Annotated in this window: 18 protein-coding genes; 9 read left to right on the top strand and 9 right to left on the bottom strand. The window is 48.4% G+C overall.

Features of this window, described 5'->3' with window-relative positions; all coding sequences use genetic code 11:
• Positions 1-207: 207 nt before the first annotated feature.
• Both LZD49_RS01730 and LZD49_RS01735 read left to right on the top strand, forming a co-directional pair.
• The gene (locus tag LZD49_RS01730) at positions 208-573 is read left to right on the top strand and encodes a hypothetical protein (protein ID WP_234665585.1); all 366 of its coding nucleotides are present in this window, start codon (positions 208-210) and stop codon (positions 571-573) included.
• A gap of 96 nt (positions 574-669) precedes the next feature.
• Positions 670-2,403, top strand: a complete 1,734-nt coding sequence (locus LZD49_RS01735) for an ATP-binding protein (RefSeq protein ID WP_234665586.1) — start codon at positions 670-672, stop codon at positions 2,401-2,403.
• A 10-nt stretch (positions 2,404-2,413) separates the two neighbouring features.
• Here LZD49_RS01735 and LZD49_RS01740 read toward each other — a convergent pair whose 3' ends face one another.
• On the bottom strand, positions 2,414-4,288 hold the full coding sequence (locus LZD49_RS01740; protein ID WP_234665587.1) for a CocE/NonD family hydrolase: 1,875 nt from the start codon (positions 4,286-4,288) through the stop codon (positions 2,414-2,416).
• A gap of 441 nt (positions 4,289-4,729) precedes the next feature.
• Between LZD49_RS01740 and LZD49_RS01745 the strand changes: the two genes are divergently transcribed.
• From LZD49_RS01745 to LZD49_RS01765, 5 genes are all read left to right on the top strand, one after another.
• The gene (locus LZD49_RS01745) at positions 4,730-6,577 is read left to right on the top strand and encodes a hypothetical protein (protein ID WP_234665588.1); all 1,848 of its coding nucleotides are present in this window, start codon (positions 4,730-4,732) and stop codon (positions 6,575-6,577) included.
• Between the two features lie 122 nt (positions 6,578-6,699).
• Positions 6,700-7,065 (top strand): hypothetical protein, encoded by a 366-nt coding sequence (locus LZD49_RS01750; RefSeq protein ID WP_234665589.1) that lies wholly within the window; start codon positions 6,700-6,702, stop codon positions 7,063-7,065.
• A 79-nt stretch (positions 7,066-7,144) separates the two neighbouring features.
• On the top strand, positions 7,145-7,630 hold the full coding sequence (locus LZD49_RS01755; protein WP_234665590.1) for a response regulator transcription factor: 486 nt from the start codon (positions 7,145-7,147) through the stop codon (positions 7,628-7,630).
• Positions 7,631-7,730: 100 nt separating this feature from the next.
• Positions 7,731-8,264 carry a DUF4199 domain-containing protein gene (locus LZD49_RS01760; protein WP_234665591.1) on the top strand — a complete coding sequence of 178 codons (534 nt, stop codon included), beginning with the start codon at positions 7,731-7,733 and terminating at the stop codon, positions 8,262-8,264.
• A 134-nt stretch (positions 8,265-8,398) separates the two neighbouring features.
• Entirely contained in the window at positions 8,399-10,549 is a 2,151-nt protein-coding gene (locus tag LZD49_RS01765) for a T9SS type A sorting domain-containing protein (protein WP_234665592.1), read from the top strand.
• Position 10,550: 1 nt separating this feature from the next.
• Here LZD49_RS01765 and LZD49_RS01770 read toward each other — a convergent pair whose 3' ends face one another.
• On the bottom strand, positions 10,551-12,656 hold the full coding sequence (locus LZD49_RS01770) for a metallophosphoesterase (protein ID WP_234665593.1): 2,106 nt from the start codon (positions 12,654-12,656) through the stop codon (positions 10,551-10,553).
• Positions 12,653-14,437 carry a cytochrome-c peroxidase gene (locus LZD49_RS01775; protein WP_234665594.1) on the bottom strand — a complete coding sequence of 595 codons (1,785 nt, stop codon included), beginning with the start codon at positions 14,435-14,437 and terminating at the stop codon, positions 12,653-12,655. Before LZD49_RS01775 ends, LZD49_RS01770 begins: the two co-directional genes overlap by 4 nt.
• A 122-nt stretch (positions 14,438-14,559) precedes the next feature.
• Between LZD49_RS01775 and LZD49_RS01780 the strand changes: the two genes are divergently transcribed.
• Both LZD49_RS01780 and LZD49_RS01785 read left to right on the top strand, forming a co-directional pair.
• Positions 14,560-15,081 carry a hypothetical protein gene (locus tag LZD49_RS01780; protein ID WP_234665595.1) on the top strand — a complete coding sequence of 174 codons (522 nt, stop codon included), beginning with the start codon at positions 14,560-14,562 and terminating at the stop codon, positions 15,079-15,081.
• Between the two features lie 87 nt (positions 15,082-15,168).
• Complete coding sequence (locus LZD49_RS01785; protein ID WP_234665596.1) at positions 15,169-16,041, top strand: helix-turn-helix transcriptional regulator; 873 nt, start codon at positions 15,169-15,171, stop codon at positions 16,039-16,041.
• A 5-nt stretch (positions 16,042-16,046) separates the two neighbouring features.
• Here LZD49_RS01785 and LZD49_RS01790 read toward each other — a convergent pair whose 3' ends face one another.
• The 6 genes from LZD49_RS01790 to LZD49_RS01815 form a co-directional block, all read right to left on the bottom strand.
• The gene (locus LZD49_RS01790; protein ID WP_234665597.1) at positions 16,047-16,430 is read right to left on the bottom strand and encodes a DUF983 domain-containing protein; all 384 of its coding nucleotides are present in this window, start codon (positions 16,428-16,430) and stop codon (positions 16,047-16,049) included.
• Positions 16,431-16,533: 103 nt separating this feature from the next.
• Positions 16,534-17,115, bottom strand: coding sequence for a chemotaxis protein CheB (locus LZD49_RS01795; protein WP_234665598.1), 582 nt, complete (start codon positions 17,113-17,115; stop codon positions 16,534-16,536).
• The gene (locus tag LZD49_RS01800) at positions 17,097-17,906 is read right to left on the bottom strand and encodes a protein-glutamate O-methyltransferase CheR (RefSeq protein ID WP_234665599.1); all 810 of its coding nucleotides are present in this window, start codon (positions 17,904-17,906) and stop codon (positions 17,097-17,099) included. Before LZD49_RS01800 ends, LZD49_RS01795 begins: the two co-directional genes overlap by 19 nt.
• A gap of 4 nt (positions 17,907-17,910) precedes the next feature.
• Positions 17,911-18,276 (bottom strand): response regulator, encoded by a 366-nt coding sequence (locus LZD49_RS01805; protein ID WP_234665600.1) that lies wholly within the window; start codon positions 18,274-18,276, stop codon positions 17,911-17,913.
• An 8-nt stretch (positions 18,277-18,284) separates the two neighbouring features.
• Entirely contained in the window at positions 18,285-21,887 is a 3,603-nt protein-coding gene (locus tag LZD49_RS01810; RefSeq protein ID WP_234665601.1) for a response regulator, read from the bottom strand.
• Positions 21,888-21,901: 14 nt separating this feature from the next.
• The gene (locus LZD49_RS01815; RefSeq protein ID WP_234665602.1) at positions 21,902-23,497 is read right to left on the bottom strand and encodes a response regulator; all 1,596 of its coding nucleotides are present in this window, start codon (positions 23,495-23,497) and stop codon (positions 21,902-21,904) included.
• Positions 23,498-23,547 lie beyond the last annotated feature (50 nt).

Raw genomic sequence — 23,547 nt, forward strand, 5'->3', positions numbered from 1 at the left:
CATTTTGATAGGCTTTTTTGTGTCCAAAATATTATTTAGCCGGACAACGTGTTAAAAGTCAATCAATTGCCGCCGACTTCGGTCGGCGGGTACAGGAGTGGATAACACCAGCAGCGGCATTAGAAGCGGCTTCTGTATTCTGTGGAGTATAGCCACTACCGTTTAACGGCATTAACACGACGTTTTTCACTCAACCAACAATCAGCCATGTTTACCCAGTTACAAATCATTAACCTGCTCAAAAATGAACTTCCTGTTCTGGCGGGAGCAGATTGCGCGACAGTATCCTCGCATACTTTCACTTCTATTCATTCATCAATCCATTACCTGTCGGCATGCACGAAGAACACCGTGGAACACAGGCATTTCACAGCGGCGCATAAGTGCTTCACCCTCGCGGAACAGGTCTACCGGGAAGGCGACGCGATGGTGAAGTTATTAATCGAGAATGTATTCGTTTACGCCAATGTCTGGACGAAAAGCCGCAATGCGGTATCAACATTGCCAGGAAACATCATTCCCGAGGTCTTGTACAAAGTACATTTAAAGCAACTGAACGACAGCGGTTGCTGATGACCTTTTTTAAAGTCGTTATGGCAACGAATGTGTCAAATGGGCTTTTAAATAAAATGTCTTCTTCCGACATTGGGCTCGTAACACTTTCCTGAAATGAAAATCAAAACCAAATTACGACTGGGTATCGGCCTGCTTTTCGCGATGATCACAGTGCTGGCGGTTGTCGGCATCCGGCAGGTGGGCCTGCTTTCTGCCGATTCGCGGAATATCCTTGTCGCCAATCATAACTCGCTCGAATACACTCGCCAGATGCTGCGGGCACTCGACGACCTAGAAGTGCACGCGGGCGCGCTCGACGTTTTTAAAAAGAATCTCCAAGCACAACAAAAGAACGTCACGGAGGTCGGTGAACGGGAACTGACTGAACAACTGGTCGGCCATTTTGAAAAACTCCGGATGAATATCCGCGATAAGGAGACGATTGCGCTTATCCGCACCGACGCCCTCGAAATAATGAGCATCAACCTCGATGCTATCAACCATAAAAGCCACATCGCCAGCCAGACAGCCAAAAGTTCGATGGTCTGGATCGGCATCACCGGCACGTTATGCTTCATAATTGCATTCACATTGTTTGTGAACCTGCCGGGAAACATCGCCAATCCCATCCGCGAGCTGACAGAAAGCATTCGCCAGATTGCCAACGAGAACTACACCGAGCGTGTGCATTTTGGCAGCCGTGATGAGTACGGGCAACTTGCGCAGTCGTTCAATACAATGGCCGAAAAATTGGAAGAATATAACAGCAGCAATCTGGCGAAGCTGATGATCGAAAAAAAGCGGGTGGAAACGCTGATCGACAATATGCATGACCCGGTGATAGGCCTGGATGAAAGCCGGAAGGTGATTTTTGCCAATGAAGAAGCTAGGAAGGTGACTGGCTTGCAAGTGTCGGAGCTGGTTGGCCGTAATGCGACGGATGTCGCATTACATAATGATCTGATCCGTTCGCTGGTAAAGGATATTGCGGAACCACAACCCAAAAACAATGCTCAGGCAGCGCCGGTGAAGATTTATGCCGATGATAAGGAAAGTTATTTTGAAAAGGAGTACGTCGATATTTCCATTGTGCCGACGGGCGAGCAACAACCGCGTTCGATCGGCCATGTGATCATTCTGCGGAATGTTACACCCTATAAGGAGTTGGATTTTGCAAAAACCAATTTTATCGCCAACGTTTCCCACGAATTCAAAACACCGATCTCTTCCATCAAAATCACCCTGGACCTGCTGCGTAACGAGCGTGTCGGCGAGACCAACGAAGAGCAGCGCAACCTGCTCGACAGCATCCGGGAGGATGCCGACAGGCTTCTCAAAATTACCGGCGAACTGTTAAACATCACCCAGGTGGAAAGCGGTAAGATCCAACTCAATATTTCAGGTACATCGCCCCGCGAGATTGTCCGGTACGCTATCGCCGCGAATGAAACCCAGGCCGAAAGCCGGGATATCCGCCTGCAGGTGGAAGATAATGGTGTAAATGCCGCTGTCCTGGCAGATTCCGAGAAAACAGAATGGGTGCTTACTAACCTCATTTCCAATGCAATCCGCTATTCGTATGACCATTCAAGAATCCTCATAGCATTGGAAGAAGGCTCTGACGACGTACGCATTTCCGTCAGGGATAATGGGCAGGGTATTTCGCAGGAGTACAGGGACAAGATTTTTGACCGCTATTTCCGGGTTCCCGGTTCCACCAGGGAAGGTACCGGCCTGGGCCTTGCCATCAGCCGCGAATTCATCGAAGCCCAGGACGGTACGCTTACAGTAGAGAGTGAGCTGGGCACAGGAAGTACATTTACGATCGGGTTGAAAAAGCTGGCGTAAACGCCCCACGCTATTCCACAACCCGCACGCCCACGTACGAAGAAGTCTCTCCCGACAAATAGACCCTGTGTTCCGCTTTCTGAAAATCAGCTTCCGTGGCTTTATATATGTTTACAAATTTCTGCGGATTGCGGTCTACGAGCGGGAACCACGAGCTTTGAACCTGCACCATGATCTTATGGCCTTTTTTGAAACGATGCGCCGCATCCTGCATATCGAATTTCACATTTTCGATCATGCCGGGCGTCATCGGTTCGGGTTTGGAGAAACTTTTGCGGAATTTGGAGCGCATCACTTCGCCACGGATCAATAGCTGAAAACCACCCATTTTCATGTTGGGGTTAATAGGACTGTCATTGGGGGCATCTCCGGGGTAAACGTCTATGAGTTTAACCACAAAATCGGCATCGGTGCCGGTGGTGGATACAAAAAGGTCGGCAAAGACATTGCCGGAAATCGTAATATCTTCTTTCAATACCTCGGATTCGTAAACAAGGACATCGGGTCGGCTGGCGGCGAAACGCTGATCTTCATACATGTAATCGCTCCCGCGGATAATGCGGATCTCGGACGTGTAAGGCACCGGCTTTTTCGGGTCACTGATATACTCGTGGAACGACGGTTTAACACCAGTTTGCATGGTGGCCATCGTCGGTGAAAACGATAACGTGCCATCCGGATGCAGGTAGAGCCTTTTCTCAACGGTGTTTTTCGGCGGCCATTGATCGTACTTACGCCATTCGTTTGTTCCCGTTTCGAAAACATAAGCTTTCGGCAGCTTCGGATCAGGTTGGTCTTTCAGGTAATGGTTAAAGACAGGCAATTCGATCTCTTTTTGATAGAATGTACTCGTTTGTGCTCCAAACCGGATGTGCCCCAGCGACTCGCCGCTCCCGCGCGCCCAGCCTCCATGGATCCAAGGACCCATCACAAGCCAGTTGGGGGTCTGGGGGTTGTTGCTTGAAACAGCCTGATAGGTTTTCAATGGCCCGTACAGATCCTCCTGGTCAAACCAGCCGCCGACTACCATAACTGCCGGTTTGATGTTTTTTAAATGAGGCACCGGTGTGCGTGCTTTCCAGAAATCGTTGTAGGTCTCATTCTCCATCATCTGGTTCCAGATGCGGTTTTGGCCCTTGAAAATCTGTTCATTAAAGTTTTTGAGAGGCCCCATTTTCTTGTAAAACTCGTAGGAATCGGGCGTGCCGTAAGCGGTGTATTGTGGCGTTCCTTTCGCAGTCGGCACCGGACGAGGGGCACCGTAAGACGACAGGAATGCAAATGTTCCCATCAGGAAAAATGCACCGTTGTGATGGCGGTCGTCACCCATAAACCAATCAGTAACCGGCGCCTGTGGCGATGCGATCTTCAATGCGGGGTGTGCCTCTACGGCCGTCATCGTGGTATAATATCCGGGCGCCGAAATGCCCCAGGTACCTACCTTACCATTATTACCTGCAATATTTTTTAGCAGCCACTCGATGGTATCGTACGTGTCGGAGCTCTCGTCTATGTCGGTTTTGGTCTTTTTGGCCGGGATGAAAGGGCGGTAAGCCTCAAAATCACCTTCGGACATGAACTTCCCACGAACATCTTGATAAACAATAACATATCCATCCTTTGCGAACAACATACTTGGCCCCAGCGATGTTTTGTACAAATCCTCACCATATGGAGCAACATTGTAAGGTGTGCGATTCAGCAGGATGGGGTAGGTTTTGTTTTTTGAAATGTCTTTGGGCAAATAAATGGAAGTAAAGAGCTTGACGCCGTCGCGCATCGGCACCTGCCGCTCTATTTTGGTGTAATGCTGGCGGATGAAGAGGGAGTCTTCGCTGGGTTTGGTTTGGGCTAGACTCTTTTGTACAAAAAATAAGATTGCCAAAACCGACAAAAATATTCTCAGGGCTGATAAGGAATGTTTCTGTCTAAGTGGGCGGAAGTGACGTGTAGCAGTGGTCAAAGCGATATTTGAAAGGTTAGTTTAAGCCAATTTAAACATAAATGCATTAGCTCAGCCAACTACGCATTGGAATGACTACAATCCGCTGGGTAAGTCATCCTGGCGGCAGTGGTGTTTCAATCAGAAACGGATTCGTCGGAGTTAAACCTTCCCAATCTTAAAACAGGTTCTTACTGCCTTGTTTTACAACTGGCGGACGGGTCGTGCCATAGCCAGTCAATTGTGGTAAGCCATTAAACATTCAGGGTCTGTGAGTCCGACCCGCGCCATTCGATAAACCATATGGTCAGGACGGACATCGTAGTTCTCATTCAGACTGATAGGATCTATTTTCATTTATTTCGCACTTAAACAATAAAGGAAATGAGACCGTACTTTTTGATCTGCCTTTTCAGTTTGTTGAGTTTAATGACCCATGCCCAACCCGGTTCGCTCGATGCCAGTTTTGGCAATGGCGGAAAAGTGCTAACTAATGTGGATCAAACCAGAAATGTAACCAATTCCGTGTTGGTGCAGCCTGATGGAAAAATTGTGGTGGTGGGGTATTGCCGACCCGTAGACTATGAGGGGTATTTTGCGCTGGCCCGATACAATCAAAACGGCACAATAGACAAAGATTTTGGCCTGGATGGGATAGTTACAACTATTATTAACGGGGATGAAGATATCGCCCTCTCAGGAACACTGCAAGCGGATGGTAAGATTATTGCTGCGGGGTATAGTTGGACCGGGATGGACTATGATTTTGCGATGGTAAGATACAATGCTGACGGAACCAGAGATATGTCGTTTGGGTCGAATGGCATAGTAACGACAGATTTTGAAGGGAATAACGATAAAGCGAATCAGGTTGTCATTGCTCCGGACGGATCAATATTTCTCGTTGGTTTTGCCGGAAATGGCAATTATTTGCAAATGGATATGGCTTCTGCCCGATATGATACGAACGGTTCACCAATGTTAACTTTTGGTACAAATGGCAAATCAATTGTAGCTGTTAGCGAAGATTTAAGGGATGCGGCGCGAGGAGCTGTGTTACAGGATGACGGGAAGCTTATTATTGTGGGATCTGCTGCAATTGGAGGCGTTTTAGATGAATATGTCAATGAGGTAATCGTAGTGTTGAGGCTAAATACAAACGGCTCGTTGGACAGCTCCTTTGGAGATCTTGGAATAGTAAAACGGTCTATTGGCAAAATCGATATCGGGACTTCAATTACTTTACAAGAAAATGGACAAATAGTCGTGTTAGCTGAATCTATTTCAGTTGAATACAATGGCTATTCAGACTTTGCGGTATTAAGGTTGGATCATAATGGTAATCTCGACAACAGTTTTGGAATAAACGGCGCCTCTATCTTTTCATTTGATAATACCAACGACACGGGTTATGCACTGTGCCTGCAACCCGACCAGAAGATACTTGCCGCCGGCTACACCGCGGTCAACAACGGCTCGACAGTGGATTTTGCACTCGCCCGGTTTAATCCGAATGGAACGCTGGACAATACGTTTGGCAACGGAGGAAAAGTAACCGTCGACTTTCAGGGTGGATTGGATTTTGGAGCTTCAATCGCTTTGCAGAAAGACGGGAAGATCGTCATGGCAGGGGCGGCCAGGGTGGGCAATGACTTTGACTTCGGATTGGTGCGGTTTGAAAATGACATCGCTTTACCTGTTAAACTCATCCGTTTTGACGCGACCCGGCAGGAAAAACAGGTTCATCTGAAGTGGCAAACGTCGGAGGAAATGAACAGCAATTATTTTGAGATACAAAAAAGCCCGGATGGTATTAAATGGGCGGCCATTGGGACGGTCGGCGCAGCCGAAAATTCGGTAATTGGAAGAGAATACTATTTTGTAGACGAAAACCCGCAGCCAGGTCAAAACTACTATCGTTTGAAAATGGTGGATAAGGACGAATCTTTTGCTTTTAGCAGTGTTAAAGTAATCCTTCTTGATTTAATGTCTGCAAAAAATGAGTTAGTTGTATATCCTAATCCGGTAAAGGGAAAATTGTACGTCTCGCTTGGGAAAAGCGAAACACTTCAACTTGTGCAGCTCTATCATCTGAACGGTGTGCTGGCATTTCAATCGGAATCACACTCCCCCGAGATAGCGCTTCCCGATCTCGAAGCCGGACAATATTGTCTGATTTTACAACTGGCGGACGGGTCGACAAAAAGTCAGACGATTTTTATCAGCCGGTAGGAAGTTGAGTAGAAGAACTATAACATAGAAATGCTGCCATCCTCAGAGATTAAATCGGAGCATTTGTAATTTATTGTCAAGTACTGTATATTGCATAGTACCTTGTAAAACAATTTTTGGCTATGAAAATGAAATACCTGATCACCGTGCTCGCTATTGCTGCACTGTTTTCCTCTTGCCACCGTTCCGGTGAAACGAATGTCAAAGTAAAGGATACCGATGACTACTACCGTTTTTCCGCGGTTTTCGATGAGAGTTTGTCGTCGCGTATCAGCAAGTTTATCGGCGAGGAAGTTTCGCCCGTACATATCAATCCGGATATTGATTCAAAGGTAATCACGGTTTTAAGCGATAACACCAAGTTGACGGTGGAGACGTCGCCAGGGGAGGTGATGGTGTACCTCGACAAAGACGAGAATGGCCCTGCTTCGTACCATCGTGTCAAGAACATGTGCGAAGGGATCAAGGACATTATCGTTGGGAAATAACGCTTAACAATGCCTTCAGATAACCACGGCCCAATGACCAAAAATTTCTATTTTTGGCTACCCAACGGACTGGTTACAAATGGCTTCGAACGCACTCAGCGGTTTTTACCACAAGCACAGGCAAGAGATCCTCTATGGGATTTCTCTTGCCTTGTTGCTTTTTTTGCTCAAATGGCTTGAATTGCGGTTCCTCATCATCGACCATATCATTGAAATTTATGTCGGCGCCATTGCTCTGGTGTTCACCGGGCTCGGAATATGGCTGGCGCAAAAGCTCACGACGCCGAAAGTCGAAACGCGGATCGTCGAACGCGAAGTGTATGTGATGGCGGAGGACGAGTTTGCGGTTAACGAGGCGGAGCGGCAGCGGCTTGGCATCAGCCATCGAGAGCTGGAAGTGCTGCAACTCGTTGCGGAGGGGCTAAGCAACCAGGAGGTCGCGGAGCGGCTTTTTGTTTCCCTGAACACCGTGAAAACGCATTCGTCCCGGATCTTTGAAAAGCTGGAAGTGCGCAACCGCACGCAGGCGGTGGAACGAGCCAGGCGGCTCAGGCTGATTGCGTGAAATTTCCGCGCTGCGTCGCAAAATCACCCGAAAGTATGAAGCGGAAACGACCATTACGTGTCAATTTTGCAGCATTATCAGACATCTAAATCATAAGTATATGAACAGGATTATCGTGATCTGCGGGATCATTTCGGGTGTGATTGTTTCTACTTTCATGGTTGTATCGGTTGGCGCGTGTTACAAGCAGGGCAATTTCGAAGGTAATATGCTGCTCGGCTATGCGGCCATGCTGCTGGCGTTCTCAATGGTTTTCGTAGGCATCAAAAATTACCGCGACAAGTATAGTCAGGGCGTAGTTTCGTTTGGCAAGGCATTTAAAATCGGGTTGTATATCACGCTTGTCGCGTCGACGGTGTATGTGATCGTCTGGTTATTTGACTACTATTTTTTCATTCCCGATTTTATGGACAAATACACGGCGCACCTCCTAAGGCAGTTTAAGGCTGAGGGGCCGACCCAGGCGGAACTTGACAAGAAAATGGTTGAGCTTGCCGGATACAAGGATATGTACAAAAGCCCGCTGATGGTCATTTTATGGACTTATGCCGAAATCCTGCCAGTCGGCCTGGTTGTCTCCCTGATTTCTGCATTGATCCTCAAGAGGCCGGGCGCACAAGTGCGGTCAGTATAACTGCAACCGAATAATTAGTTTTTACAGGTATTTAATAATAATTAAAACTATTACTACGGTCAGAAGGGTTGCGTCCGAAGATTTTAGGTATAATTGCTTGAAAATCTTTGATTAAACGCAAACCCTTCATTTCTGTGAAAAAACTCTACTTTCTGTTGGCAGTGCTGCTTTCGGTTACTGCAAAGGCGCAATGCCCAACCGACCTCATTATTTCCGATCAGGCGACGCTGGATGATTTCGTAACTAATAATGCGGGTTGCGTAAACCTGCCTGGCGATCTCATCATAGAAGGTGCAGACATTGTAGACCTTAGCCCTCTCAGCACGCTAACGAGCGTAGGAGGTATCATTTCGATCCGTAACAATCCGTTGCTGACGAGCCTTGCCGGGCTTGACAATATCGTTTCGATCGATTCTTTGCTGGAAGTACATGATAATCCGTCACTATTGGGCCTGGCAGGACTCGAAGGCATTACAGCGGTGAACGGCGACCTCATCATCGATAATAATATAGTGCTCAAAAACCTCGCGGGGATCAAAAACATTGTATCCGTGGCCGGTTCGCTGGTGATAGGGACCAGTGATTCGTTGAAATCGATCAGTGATCTCACGATTGCCTCCGTGGACAGTTCAATTCATATCGGATTTAATGGGGCGCTGGCGTCGTTGGCCGGACTTGAAAATATTACGCAAATCAACGGTAACCTGGAAATTACAAATAACCTGTCGATCAAGGATTTGACGGGTCTTAGCGGGCTGATGTCCGTTGGAGGCAGCGCTTACGTGGATTTTAACGATAGCCTTGTAAACCTGCAAGGCCTTAACCAGCTCACCTCAATTGGTGGCGAGCTTTTTCTGGATTTTAATTTTTTGCTCGAAAACCTCGGCGGACTCGAACAGCTTACCTCGATCGGCAGCCACCTCACGATTGCCGACACCGATACCCTGACGGACATTTCGGCACTGGGTAACCTTTCTTTCATCGGTGGTGCCTTCTATTTGTTTAATAATGTGGAGCTGAAAACATTGAACGGGTTGGAGAGTCTATCTTCTTTGGGCAAAGAACTGGTCATTACGCTCAATCCGTTGCTGGAAAATCTGGACGGTCTTAGCGGGCTGACGACCACTGGGGATCTCGGGGTGCAGATCGCCGCCAACTTTTCACTAAAAAATGTAGATGGATTGTCCTCACTGACATCGACTGGCGGTGACCTGCAATTGATTTTTAACCCTTCGTTGCAAAATCTTTCCGGTCTGGGAAATCTGCAAACGCTTGGACCCTTGGGCGCGCTGGTGGTTTTTGCCAATGATTCTCTGACTGATTTGCAAGGACTTAACGGCCTGACGACTGTCGACCAGCTTTTTATAGAATCGAATTGGGGCCTCAAATCGCTGGCCGGACTCGATAATCTTGTTTCTGTAACCGATTCAGTTTCTATTTCATTTAACGACAGCCTGACAAACCTTGATGGCCTTGCTGCATTGCAGAGCATCGGGGGTGGCTTGCTGATGATGGATGATTTGCTACTAACAAGCCTGGATGGTCTCAGTAGTCTGTTATCGATAAGCGGCACGATTACCATCGTCGATAATCCGGTTCTTGAAACCTGCGCTACCGCGAGATTCTGTGCAATTCTTAAAACCAAATCGGTTGACGAAGTTTTGATTGAAAATAACCTCGGAGATTGCGAAACCCGAGAAGCGGTGGATCTCGCCTGCGTGCAGTTGCCGGTTACATTGATCCGTTTTACAGCCCAAAAAGAGGAGAGAACTGCATTGCTGGAATGGGCAACCAGCTCGGAGTCGAATAGTGACTATTTTGAAATACAACACAGCACAGCCGATGGAAAAACATGGGTTGCTTTGGGAAAAGTTAGTGCGAATGGGGAGAGTGCCACCACAAAACAATACAAATTTGTTCATGCGCAGCCGCTGGCCGGAAGCAATCTCTACCGCCTCAAAATGGTCGACCGCGCGGCGGACCGTAAGGAAGGAAGTTATGCTTTTAGCAGTATTCAGGCGGTCCGGTTCGACAGCGAATTGTCGATTGAAGTTTATCCCAATCCGGTTGCTACAAGCCTGATGATCCGGTCAGGAAATGCTCATGTTCAGCAAATTGCATTGTATAATGCTGCTGGTAAGCGTATTGCGTTCAAAACACTGGATAGCAGGTTGGCACCCGGAATAACGACCATCGACACCAGCCAATTACCGGCAGGCTTGTACATTGCCAAAGTCGCTTATGCAAACGGATCGACGGAAACTGGCAGATTTGTCAAGAAATAGGTTAATAGATTGCCAGTTTCTTAACAATGCTTCTTCCATTAACATCAACCTTCAACAAATAGATACCCGCGGCAAGTTGATTGGGCAGGAAAGCCGCAGGTGTTTGGCTGATAGTCATTTTCCGCGTATCCAATACTCTGCCCGAAACATCGGTGAGGGTCAGTTCCGCAATTTGCGTGGTCTGTCCGGCAGTGCGGATCTGCATGAGATTTGCGGATGAAGGGTTCGGAATAATATCGATGTCGAGAGCAACGTTCGGATCTGCCGAAAGGATAATGTCGCGCAGCGTTACACTTCGGATGGGCGTGTAAAGCAACCGCCCGTCCGTGGCTGTCGCAACGAGGCGGTAGTAGTAAGCGGTATTCAATGGTAGAGTGGTGCTTTCGGTGTCTGTGAAGGTGTAATCCTTATTCTGCTGTGAATTTGGCCCACCATTCACGTTGCCAATTTGTGTAAAATTGGTTCCATTGGTCGACCGTTGGACAGCGAAATAGGACAGTTCGTTTTCGGCACTCGTAGTCCAGGTTAACGTCACCAAATTCTTCTCGTCCTTATTAGTCGAAAATGCGATGAATGTAGCGGGATCGGCTTTCGGGACTTTAACATGGAAAACATCCTGGACGCAGTTCTTGTCGTCCCTCACCGTGTAATCGGTGGTTTCGGTAGGCTGGACTGTAATAGTTCTCGAATTTTGTCCGGTATTCCAAACGTAATCTCCTACAAATGAAGCTCTAAGTTCCACCGAGGCATTTCTGGCGATATCGTGCGTGGTTTCCTTATTTACCTCTTTTTCCATCGTGAACTTGTCGCGGATGGTACCGTCGGAAGTTATCCATTTCATATCGAGCCGGTTGCCCTCCACTTCCATCATGAGTGCACCGCCAACTTCAGCATCCGAATAGTACATGGCCTTATGGGGGAAATCAGCTTTCGGGTTGCCTAACTGGCCACTCGAACCAGCAACGACATACACTGTACCGCGACTTTGGGGAGTGATTTTAATGTAGGGGCAGGAATTGTCGCTTCCGTCGTATTTTGCCGTCGACGCGTCTATCACATGCTTGGTCGCATCGAAGGTATTGCTGTACCCATAATGCCCACCCATGAGCCGCGACCGCTCGTAAACGTGGCTATGCCCGCAGAGGATCAGATCCACGCCATAGCGTTCGAGGATGCGGATGAAATTCTGGCGTATTCCCGTCATTTCCGGGTCGCCGTCAGACTCACGTGAACCTTTCGAGTAGGGCGGGTGATGCCAGTATGCGACTACCCAATCCTTGTTCTGATTCGCTGCGAGATCTTTTTTGATCCATTGCACCTGTCTGCCGAGCGTATCGTACAGCCTCGTTGTATTATCCTCGCGACCGTAGGAATCGATGGAGAGGAAATGGACGTTCCCGTAATCAAATGAGTAAAACGACTCCGTCCCTGATGGTTCACCACCTGCTTCGCCTTGGGTAGGCATCGTGAAAACGTCGTAATAAGGTACCTTATGGTCGTTCTGCCGGGCCGGATTGTCGTTGTCGTAGTCGTGATTGCCCGGCGAGGGGAACATCGGGTTCTTTTTAAGAAAGCCATCCTTGTAATGGGCAAAGAAATTGGACTGATACTCGGCATCGCGCCCGAACGAATAGGCATTGTCGCCCATGAGCAGCCAGGCATTCATATAATTACTGCCAAGGTATTCGGTCACTTTATCCCTCACCTGATGCTGTATGATAGAACTGGTGCCGCAATCGCCGAATATGCCGAAACGATACTTGCCAGGTTTGCCCGCCACGGCCGACGTCTCAAAATAATTATCATCACTTCCCTGCAAAACACCCGTTTGTGAGCCAATGGAATAATAATAGCGGGTTTCGGCTTGCAAGCCGGTGATCTTAATTTCGTGTTCGTTGGTAAGTGTGTTATCGGCAACGGTACGGTCGAGAGCTTGCGGACCTGGCCCGATTTTAACCACTGAACCGGCAGGCAGGTCGGTGCGCCAGCGGATGACAATGCTCGTAGGTGTAACCGTTTGCAGGTAAGGTCCACGCAGGAGTGCGCCCTGGCCATAAGTGGTAACAGCCGTAATGCATAGCAGCAACGAGAGTAAATACTGTTTCATAGACGATCTGTAAGCGTATGTAAAAAAGCAATAATGTCGGATTTCTCCTGATCGGTGAGGTTGAGCGGGGAAGGGGAGAGCGTCTGATCGGGAATATTGAGGCCTAATCCCGCGCCGCCGCCTTTATCGTAAAAATCGATCACAGTTTCTAAACTTCCAAACGTTCCGTTGTGCATATACGGCGCCGTCACCGCAGCGTTGCGAACGGTAGGGGTTTTGAATGCACCCCGGTAATAAGGTGTCGGCCGGGTTTCGAAGCGGCCTTCGTCCTCGTCGGCTTTAGGTCGTTTGAAATCGTCGGAGCTGGTGGTGCCGAGTATTTCAAATTCTGTGAGCGTGTACAATGGGGGAATGAGGCCATTGAAAAGCGGTGCGAAATGGCAGGTGCCGCATTGGGCTTTACCCATAAAAAGGTTGAAACCGTTGATCTGGTTTTCCGTTATCGCGACCTTGTCACCCGCCATATAGCGGTCAAAATCCGAATTGAAGGGTTGCAGCGTGCGGACATAGGCTGCGATGGCGTTGTAAATGACGGAATCGCTCAACGATTTGCGGTTGGGAAAAACTTCCCGGATCAGGCGACGGTATTCGCGTTTTCTGGCCAGTTTCCGGATCAACTCCATGGGCTTGCCATCCATTTCCAGCGTATCATGGATCACGACTTTGATCTGTTCTTCCAGGCTTTTCGCTCGTCCGTCCCAGAACTGTGCGTGTTGAAATGTACCGTATAGCAGTGACGGGGCATTGCGCCTCACCATCGTGCCGGGATGGATACCGATGCTCCTTGGCAGTCCATCGGTGAAGTGCAATGCCGGATTATGGCAGGAAGCACAGCTCCGTGTGCCAGTGCCGGAAAGGCGCGTTTCGAAAAACAGTTTTTTGCCCAGATCAACTAATGCGGGGTTTGAGTTTCCGGTATTGCCAAATGCAGTTTGAGTAAATGCATCGGGACTGAAAAGGTTTTTTGCATTGTAATTCAAAACACCTTTTTCATTCACCTCCAATCCCATTGCGCGGATCATCCGGCCCAGTTGCTCCTGCAATGGCAATGCGTAATGGGTAAGAAAATATAACCGGTCGAAAGTGTCAAAATTGTTGCTTTTCCTAAGCGACACCTCGCAAGAAACCAATAATCTCCATATAGTATCGTCGTTTGCGTGTTTCATGTAAGGTTTTAAGACCCCATTCATTGTTTCCAGCGAAACAAGGGCCTCTTTAAGTCCGCTTTTGAGCAGAGGTGCGTCAAAACCCGTAATGCTGAGTGTCATCACACGGATCAACTCAATGCGGATGCTTTCGAGAACCTGCGCATCGGTCGCTTTAAAATTGTATAGCAATGCGGGCAGGTCGTCGGCTGCCGTTTCCAGCAGGCGGCATTGGGCAAGCATTTCGGTCTTATTCCCGACGGGATCATCGAACAGCAGCGCTTCCAGGTATTGCAGGCCGGCTGGCTCCATGTATTCCAGATGCGGCTCCTCGATCTCATTTTTGGGTGGCCGATTGTACATGCGGGACGAGGTAAAAAAGAAGTATTCAAGAAAGTACCCGATCCGTTTGTAGGCCAGGCGAGTTTCTTTGAGACTTTCTTTGGCGGTAGCTACGCTTTGCCTGTCTGTCGTATCCGCTTTTTCAATGGCGGTTCTCATGTCCCTTACCCGCTCTGCAAATAACTTCGCATCCGTCCGAAACCGCGCTGTGCAGTGATCGACGCCGATCGTTCCCTGCCGGGCAGAGACCAGGACGAGGAGCAAAGCGAAAGTGAGCGTAAAGGCTCTCAACATTGTCGGGAATGGATTAAGGGATCGGTCCCGCAAGATACGAAACAGGCGTCAAATGGTTAGGAGTAACTATTGCTTTGAGGATCAATGAAATAGAAATTTGTTTAAACCTAAAATCAATTCCTATGACCCGGAAACTCATTTCCCTCCTCATTGGCATCGTATTATTAAATGGCTGTAAAAAGGACGATGCGGAGCCTGTCGAAACGCTGACTGCCCGTGTGGCCGGCAAAACCTGGACGGCCAATATCAGCAACAACCAGAATACGACCGTCGGTGCTGCTATTGTGCAGGGAATGGTGGCCGTTGTGGCTTTGCAGGACGCCGACAATGCGAAAACAGCTTTCGGGATTCAATTCCCGGAGAACATTAAAGTAGGAGAGGAAGTTGAGATCGACCGGGCAGAGGGGATTGTAATAGCCTACGCGATCAGCAACTCGGAAGGGTACGTGATAGACCCTGCGAAAGGCGGCTCCGGGAGGTTAAAGGTCATGTTGTTCGATCGCGAAAATAAGATTGTGGAAGGATCGTTTACCGGTGAAGGTGTTCATAACCAGAATGGTAGCAAAGTTGGGATTTCAAATGGGTACTTTCGTTCCAGAATATTCGACACGCAGGTCGTGACCACCTCGCCGGGCAAAAAGTAATCTAAGGTGCCCGGATTAGGGGCTGCACCGTGCATCATATGATGAATAAACCCTAAATTGCCGGCTCTGACCCAATTCAGGATATCCATGCACGGTTCATTTCCCCGGCTCGACATCGGCCCGCTTTCCGAATACCGCGAAGATCACATTATGATCGCCCGGTTCTCGGATTATTTGCATGAGCACCAAAGTCTGGTTTTTCCGCATCGCCACAGCTTCTATCATCTGGTACTTTTTACCGAAGGCAGTGGTCGGCATACCATTGATTTCCACCATTTCCAGGCCCAGCCTTACCAGATCTATTTTATGATCCCCGGCCAGATCCATTCATGGGATTTCAAAGGCAAAATGGAGGGATATGTTGTCAATTTTTCGGAATCGTTTTTCAAATCTTTCTTATTGCAACCCGATTACCTCGATTCATTTTCGTTTTTTGACCAGGATAGTAGCAACAATGTGCTGATCCTTGCTGAAAATATCAGGGAATCTGTTGGCAGGCTGTTTCAGGAATTATTGTTGCTTAACCACCGCACGACAAATCTCCGCGACGATATGGTGCGTGTTTTGCTCCTGCAAATTTTCCTGACTATCGAGCAAAGTGATTCGGTAGACCGAAAGAAGGGAGCCGAGAAAGGCAAAAATGCGATTGTGAAAAGTTTTATCCGACTGATCGATAAGCACTACGACCGCGTCAGGCTGCCTGGGCATTATGCCGAAATGCTGAATGTGACCCCCAATCACCTCAATGCATTGTGCAAGGAACACCTGGGCATGCAGGCCGGAGAACTGATCAGGAACCGGATCGTTTTAGAGGCAAGAAGGTTATTAATTAATCTGGACCTGACCGTCTCCGAAATCGCCTACAAGCTTAATTTCAATGATAATTCGTATTTCACCAAGTTCTTCAGGAAAGAAACCGGCATGACGCCGGAAGATTTCAGAAAGAGCCCTGCTTTATAAAGGCATTAGGCCGACCGTTCCTCAGAAGAAGCCGGTTTGATGAACAACGCGAGCCAGGTCCGGCGAGCGATGCGGTAGAAAAGCGGCGTCAGGATAATGAGGACGGGGATAATGCTAACCAGAAAATAATCGAGGTATTGTTTAAAAAAGTTGACGAAAACCAGGAAGTACATCACCATAAACGCCACGTACAATGCATAGCTGATGTACAGTGCTCCCTGGTAAAAACCGGGCTCGGGTACAAAATCGGCACCGCAATTTGAGCAATAGCGGTTCATTTTGTCAAAATTGCGGAGGCTGTAAGCACTTTTGCTGATAAAAAAATCGCCTTTACCACATCGGGGGCATTTATTGAATAAAACGCTGTATATTTTGCTGGGCTTTGCCATGGTCTTACTGTTTTAAACTCTTCACAAATCTCCTCATAAACCAGTTTAAAAAGAAAGACTGAATCTCGCTTTTATGGTAAAAATCAACGATTGATAGTAAATACTATGCCAGGCTGTTGATGAAAGCCGCCATTTGCATGGTATCAAAAACATGATCGACCTGTGAATGCATCATGGCGTTATGTGGCATAAAAGGCATTTGGGCGGTTTCAGGATTTTGTACCACAGCTGTACCCCCCACCTGTTTTACGGCCACCAGGCCACTGGTACCATCCTCATTCGCACCAGAAAGGAGGATGGCCACTAGTTTTGAGCCATACACTTCGGCCGCCGACTCGAACGTGACGTCGATACTGGGGCGGCTGAAATGTACCTTTTCGGAGTAATCGAGAGAAAATGTACGGTCGTGTTCGATCAGCAGATGGTAGTCTGCCGGGGTAAGATATATTGTTCCCGGTACGATTGCCTCCTTGTCTTCGACTTCATGCGTAGGGTTCAATGTCTTGGAAGCCAGTAGGTTAGATAATGATGAATCGGCTGAATTTCGCCGGTGTAATACGAGTGCAACGGGGAACGGAAGGTCTGCCCGCAGCAGAGGAAGCAGCTTGAACAACACTTCGAGGCTGCCCGCGGAACCACCAATAAGAAGTAATTCACAAACTTTGTTCATGAGATTTTCTTCCATATTTTTTCCCGGTTCAGTTGTTTGAACTTGTTTTGTACACCCGAGAATTTCAACGTTTCCTTAGTCCCTAATGCAAGATAACCAAGAGTCCCCAGGCTTGCGTCGAATAGTTTTAACACTCTGTCCTGTAACTCTTTATCGAAGTATATCAGCACATTGCGGCACAGGATCAAATCAAACTCATTGAAGGAACTGTCAGAAACGAGGTTATGGGTCGAAATGATGATTTTCTCTGATAGCTCCGCATTGAACTTGGCCTGGCCGTACTGGGCCGTGTAATAGCTCGAAAAATCGTTTGTCCCACCCGAGGTAATGTAGCTTTCGGAATATTGCTTCATCAATGCCAGTGGAAATATACCTTTTCTGACTTTTTCCAAAACGCTCGGATTGAGGTCTGTCGCATACAGTAAGGAGCGGCGCAGCAAGTTTGCCTCCCTGAGCAAAATCGCCATTGAGTATACTTCTTCCCCGGTAGAGCAGCCCGCATGCCACACCCTGATAAACGGTTTGGTACCGAGTACAGGAAGGACCTCCTCGCGAAGGGATTTGTAAAATGAAGGATCCCGGAACATTTCGGTAACATTCACGGTGACTTCTTCAACAAACCGTTTAAGATACGATGGATCGTTGCGTACACGGTAGCGCAATTCCGCGAAGCTTGGGAATTTGTCGAGCGAACACAACCGTACCACGCGGCGTTTCAGGGAAGCGCGTGAATACCGCGTGAAATCGTATCCGTAAAGATCGAACAGATCGTTCAGCAAAAGATCGATGTCTTCCTCCTCTATCATGAGCTCAGATAGCGCTTAGTATCCGTAAAAGTTTGTCGACATCGATGGGTTTGGAAATGTAGTCGTCGGCACCGGCTTCGAAGCACTTTTCGCGGTCGCCTACCATAGCCTGTGCGGTAACAGCAATTACTGGAACCGACTGTCTGGTGTCGAGCTCCTTAATGAGCGGTATGGCTTCGTAGCCATCCATTTCGGGCATCATCATGTCGATCAGCACGGCATCCACGAGCTGCTCCGTCCGGAGTATTTCCAGCGCTTCCGATGCACCGGTACACGCAATGCAGTCGAATCCCTTGGATTTGAGGGTCGCTTTGAGCGCGAAGATGTTGCGGGCGTCGTCATCAACGATCATAATTTTTTTCTTTTCCATTGTGAGGGTCAGGATTTTTCGTAAAGCCACACCCGCAGCAGCGACATCAACTGGTCGATATCCACAGGTTTGGTAATATAATCTGAAGCACCGGCATTGATGCATTTTTCCCGGTCGCCGGTCATTGCTTTGGCTGTCACGGCAATCACCGGCAGATTACGCCATTGCGGGTTTTTGCGAATGCGCTTGGCTGTTTCGTAACCGTCCATATGCGGCATCATCATGTCGAGCAGAACCACATCCACGTTGGGGTTTTCTTGCAGTTTCTGCAATGCTTCGTTGCCATCCAACGCAGTAAGGACGTTCATTTTATAATTTTCCAATGATTTTGAAAGCGAAAAAATATTCCGCACATCGTCATCGGCAATGAGTACCGTTTTGTTGTTTAAAATCTCACCCAATCCGCCGAGTTTACGGGAATCGGAGATTTGGCTGGCATTTTTCTTGTTCTCTTCGACTACATGCAGGAAAAGCGACACTTCATCGAGCATGCGCTGGTAAGAATGTGCTGTTTTGATGATGATTGAGTCTGCATACTGCTTGATACGCAGTTCCTCGGTCATCGACAGGCTTTTCCCGGTGAAGATAATGATAGGGATATGCTCGAATTCGGGGTTCTTTTTGGCCTCTTCCAGCATATCGTAGGCTTTTTTATCAGGAATACCCATATCGAGGATCACGCAGTCGACCTCATTGTTGGATAGCGCACTGATTCCCTCATGAATATCGCTTTTGAGCTCCGAGTGGATTTCAAATGTGCCGAGGAAATAAGCCAATGCTTTGGCATGCATGGAATTATCCTCCACGATCAGTACTTTCTTAGATTTTTTACTGATGACATATTCAATCTTTTTGAAAATCTCGTCCATTTTCTCGATCGCCACCGGCTTGTCGATAAAATCCACCGCGCCTTTTTGCAAGCTCTCGTTTTTCATCCGGTGCGACGACATAATATGCACCGGAATATGCCGCGTTTCAGGATCGTTTTTCAGTTGGTCCATCACCGCCCAGCCGCTTAATACCGGCAGCTGGATGTCGAGCAAGATACCCATTGGTTTGAAAGTCCGCGCCAGTTCCAGCCCTTCGTCGCCCCGCACACCCACAATGCCTTTGTACCCTTGTTTACGAGTATAATCGAGGAGTGATTTGGCAAATAGCGTGTCGTCTTCAACGATCAGGATTGTTTTGTCGGCCTCGCTGACAGTCGCCCGGTCGTCTGGAATGCTTTCAGGAATGACAGTGCTGATAAACTGGTTTTCAGCCTTCGGCGCAGATTTTGCAGGCGTTTCCTCCTGATGGTGCACGAAGAAATTACCCGTTTCAGGCAAAGCAATGCCATATTGCGGTCCGATGGGCACAAAAAATTTGAATTCGCTGCCTTGGTCCACAACACTGGTGAGCGATATTTCCCCGCCCAGCAATTTAGCCAGCTCACGACTGATCGACAAGCCCAGCCCGGTGCCGCCATATTTGCGTTTGGTAGAACCATCAGCCTGCTGAAATGCTTCAAAAATATGCTGTTGTTTCTCAGGTGCTACACCAATGCCCGTGTCACGTACGGCAAAGCACACCATTTTATCATTGCCATCTTGAAGCCCTATTGTAATATTGACGGATCCCCGGGCAGTAAACTTCAATGCGTTGGATACGAGGTTTTTCAGGACTTGCTCCATACGCATTTTATCCGTTTCGATCACCGGCGGAACACCGCTTGCGACCGTCACTGAAAAATCAAGCCCTTTTTCTCTTGCAATTGGCGAGAAAAGTCCCTTTAAATCGTCGCTGATTTCTCTGATTGAAACAGTTACATATTCCAGCTCCATTTTTCCGGCCTCGATCTTCGACAGGTCCAGGATTTCATCGATTAGCCCCAGCAAACCATTACCGGACGACTGAATGACGGTCGCGTATTCGATTTGTTCTCCGGTCAGATTTTGCTCGTCGTTTTCAGCAAGTAACCTGCTCAGCAACAGGATTGAATTCAGTGGCGTCCGCAATTCGTGCGACATATTGGCCAGAAACTCGGATTTGTACCGCGTCGTCGTTTCCAGCTCTTCGGCTTTTTTTTGTATTTCAACATTTTTTTCTTCCAGCAGGCCGCTTCGTTCTTCCAGTTCCTGGTTGGTCTGCTGCAATTCTTCCTGCTGCACGCGAAGTTCTTCTTCCGAAGCCTGCAATTTCTGCGATTGAGCTTCGAGCTCTGCATTCAGGTTTTCGAGCTCATTGTGCTGCGTTTGCAGTTCTTCCGATTGTGCCTGGGTTTCTTCCAGGAAGTTTTGGAGTTTCAAGTAATCCAATGCCGAGTTTACCCCGCTGGCGATGGTTTCCAGGTTGTCTTCGAGGAACTGTATCGCCAGGTCTTCGGGGGCTTTGAGAAAACCCAGCTCGATCACCCCGATACAATCGTAAGAATAAACGAGGGGGAGGATCACCAGCGCCGCCGGACTGGCTTCGCCAAGACTGGATGTCACTTTCAGATAATTTTCGGGAACATCGCGTACAATCAGCGTTTTCTTAGTCTCAATAACCTGGCCCGGCAGACCCTGGCCTGCTGCCACCGATTCGGGCGCATTGTGGGCGGCAAAACTGCCGGTGAGCCGGAAATTCCAGTCGGTATCGAGGATATAAACCGTACCAAGGTTGGCACCGGAGTAGGCTGTGAGGGTGTTGATGAGGTTGGCAGACAGTTTTTTGAGTACACGCTCACCGCGGATCGCGTCGTTGACCTGCACTTCACCGGCCTGCAACCAATTCTTGGTACTCAGGTCGCTGAATGTCTGTTCAAGCGAAACGGTCATTGCGTTCAGTGCGGTTGAAATCCGGCCCAGTTCGTCTTCGCTAACATCCTGGCTTCGAGCCGTATAATCTCCCTCAGACACCCGCTGCGCAATCTGTTCAACATGACTAATGCGGCGGTTGGTCTCGGCATACTTTTCTTCGTCGAGGAGTTGCTGTGCAATGCGCTTACCCATGTCCGCCCGGATACGCAGGTACGAAGAAACGGTGATCAGGATAGATATCAATGCTGCGGCAACCAGCAGAAGAGGGGTATATTTAATGTAAACTTGTTGTTGTTCCAGGCGCTTCGTCAAATTTGAACTTTCCTCTTGCTTGATACGCTGGGTAGCAAGCCGCAGGTCGTCCATAATCTTTTTGCCCCGCACCATTTCCCGCAACCGGCCCTCGGTGTCATCGATGAAGTTGGAATTTTTCTTCGCCATATCGATGATGTTCTGCATCTGGCCAAATTTGGCTTCGTATAGGGCTTTTACCTCGCGTAAATTCTTTTGCTGTACCGGATTATCGGCCGTCAGTTCCAGTAGGTTGTTGTAGCTCTCGGTGGTTTTTTCGTATGCGCCTTCATACGGCTCGAGAAATTGCGCTTCGGTAGTGATTAGGAATCCGCGCTGGCCGGTTTCGGCATCCTTCATATGCGAAATGATAGCCTCCGCTTCGATAAGTACCTCGTTGGTGTGATTGACGAGCTCCGAGTTGTTGATCAATTTCTGGGTGCTGTAATACGATGCCAGAAGACTGAAAAAAAGGAGCAGGATGGAGAAGGAAAATACGATCTGTAACTGCTGGATAATAGAACTGGAAACTTTCTTCATATAATAAACATCAGCTAATTTTCAATATTAATGGGGGCCAATGTGCGTTCCTGGACGAGCGGCAGCACGATGATGAACTCGGATCCTTCATTTTCGACGCTCCGGGCGGAGATCAGGCCGTTATGTTTATCCATGATCTTTTTGGCAATGGCCAACCCTATGCCTGTCCCTTCATAGGCATTGAGATTGTTGAGACGCTGAAAAATAACAAAGATCCGGTCGAGGAATTTCTCATCAAAGCCGATCCCATTATCGGAAATACTGATCCTGCAAAAATGACCTTCGGGGGATGCGGGCCCGGTGGGCTCCTTTCGCTCGATGATCTCGTAACGGATATCGATGACGGGTGCCACTTCGGGCCTTGAAAACTTCAGTGCATTGCTGATCAGGTTCTGAAACACTTGCCGGATCTGGCTCGGGATCGTCTCAATGAACGGAAGGTGGTCTTTGCGGATGCTGGCTTTTTTCTCACGGATGATTTCGTCAAAATCGCCGAGCAGTTCTTCTACCAACGCATTCAGATCGGTCGGCTGGAAATAGGAGGTTACCGAAAGGCGCGAGTAGTCGAGTAAATCGCTGATAAGGCGCGACATCCGTGCCGAAGAACTGATCGATCTGTTGAGATAAGAAATGGCCTCCTCATTGCCCGAGAGGTATTTGTCTTTAATCAAATGGTTGAACGTCTGTATTTTGCGTAGCGGCTCTTTTAAATCGTGCGACACTACCCACGCAAATTGTTGCAGTTCATGGTTGGTCGTTTCGAGTTCCTGGTTTTTATCCACGAGCTCCTTCGTCCGCAGGTCAACTTTGTGTTCCAGCACTTCATTAGCCACCTTTTGCTGATGAATGTCCGTGAATGTGCCTACCCACCGAACGGTTACGCCATGCTGCCGCACTGGGATGATTTTAAGCAGGAAATATTTAAAGTCGCCGGTTTCAAGATGTTTCAAGCGGGTTTCGCCCGAAAATTCGATCCCATGCTCGAAATGTTGCCGCCATTGCTCCCAAATAGGGTCATCGGGATGGATGTCAGGAAATACCTGGGCGTCGGCGGAATACTGGAACCAATGCTTGTTTACATACTCGATCTTTCCGTCGGTACGAATGGTGAACGCAATCTGCGGCAACGATTCGAGTATAAATTGCAACTCGTCCATTCGCGCCGCTAGTTCTTCCTGGGCATGCTTCCGGATGTCGATCTCCTGCCGGAGCGACTCCTGGATGGCTTTCAACTCCTGTTGTTGTTCGAAGAGCCTGTAAAATGTCTTCACTTTCAACAGCAGGATGTCGGGATCGACGGGCTTGGTCAGGTAATCGATACCACCTGAGGAGTAACCTCTGGTAATGAATTTTTTTTCGGTATTAACCGCGGAAAGGAAAATAATCGGGGTGTCGCGCGCCTTACCGAACCCTGCAATGGCCTCTGCCACCTCAAAGCCATCCATGCCTGGCATTTGGACGTCCAGAATGATTACCGAGTAGGTCGTATTAAGGACTTTTTTCAATGCTTCTTCGCCCGACTCTGCCGTGTCGGTCCTAAAATTGTGGAGTTCCAGGATTTTTTTGAGCGGTAAAATATTTTCCGGCCTGTCGTCGACAATAAGGATCATGGTCTTGGGTAAAATGGGCACTAATTGTAAGCTTCTAAGCTCGGGGTGCG

This window comes from Dyadobacter sp. CY261 (assembly GCF_021440085.1).
GTDB lineage: Bacteria > Bacteroidota > Bacteroidia > Cytophagales > Spirosomataceae > Dyadobacter.

Excerpts from the sequence above, each read along its gene's own strand:
- LZD49_RS01730 (WP_234665585.1), top strand. The coding sequence starts at position 208 with ATGTTTACCCAGTTACAAATCATTAACCTGCTCAAAAATGAACTTCCT.
- LZD49_RS01735 (WP_234665586.1), top strand. The coding sequence starts at position 670 with ATGAAAATCAAAACCAAATTACGACTGGGTATCGGCCTGCTTTTCGCG.
- LZD49_RS01745 (WP_234665588.1), top strand. The coding sequence starts at position 4,730 with ATGAGACCGTACTTTTTGATCTGCCTTTTCAGTTTGTTGAGTTTAATG.
- LZD49_RS01750 (WP_234665589.1), top strand. The coding sequence starts at position 6,700 with ATGAAAATGAAATACCTGATCACCGTGCTCGCTATTGCTGCACTGTTT.
- LZD49_RS01755 (WP_234665590.1), top strand. The coding sequence starts at position 7,145 with ATGGCTTCGAACGCACTCAGCGGTTTTTACCACAAGCACAGGCAAGAG.
- LZD49_RS01760 (WP_234665591.1), top strand. The coding sequence starts at position 7,731 with ATGAACAGGATTATCGTGATCTGCGGGATCATTTCGGGTGTGATTGTT.
- LZD49_RS01770 (WP_234665593.1), bottom strand. The coding sequence starts at position 12,656 with ATGAAACAGTATTTACTCTCGTTGCTGCTATGCATTACGGCTGTTACC.
- LZD49_RS01775 (WP_234665594.1), bottom strand. The coding sequence starts at position 14,437 with ATGTTGAGAGCCTTTACGCTCACTTTCGCTTTGCTCCTCGTCCTGGTC.
- LZD49_RS01780 (WP_234665595.1), top strand. The coding sequence starts at position 14,560 with ATGACCCGGAAACTCATTTCCCTCCTCATTGGCATCGTATTATTAAAT.
- LZD49_RS01785 (WP_234665596.1), top strand. The coding sequence starts at position 15,169 with ATGCACGGTTCATTTCCCCGGCTCGACATCGGCCCGCTTTCCGAATAC.
- LZD49_RS01790 (WP_234665597.1), bottom strand. The coding sequence starts at position 16,430 with ATGGCAAAGCCCAGCAAAATATACAGCGTTTTATTCAATAAATGCCCC.
- LZD49_RS01795 (WP_234665598.1), bottom strand. The coding sequence starts at position 17,115 with ATGGAAGAAAATCTCATGAACAAAGTTTGTGAATTACTTCTTATTGGT.
- LZD49_RS01800 (WP_234665599.1), bottom strand. The coding sequence starts at position 17,906 with ATGATAGAGGAGGAAGACATCGATCTTTTGCTGAACGATCTGTTCGAT.
- LZD49_RS01805 (WP_234665600.1), bottom strand. The coding sequence starts at position 18,276 with ATGGAAAAGAAAAAAATTATGATCGTTGATGACGACGCCCGCAACATC.
- LZD49_RS01810 (WP_234665601.1), bottom strand. The coding sequence starts at position 21,887 with ATGAAGAAAGTTTCCAGTTCTATTATCCAGCAGTTACAGATCGTATTT.
- LZD49_RS01815 (WP_234665602.1), bottom strand. The coding sequence starts at position 23,497 with ATGATCCTTATTGTCGACGACAGGCCGGAAAATATTTTACCGCTCAAA.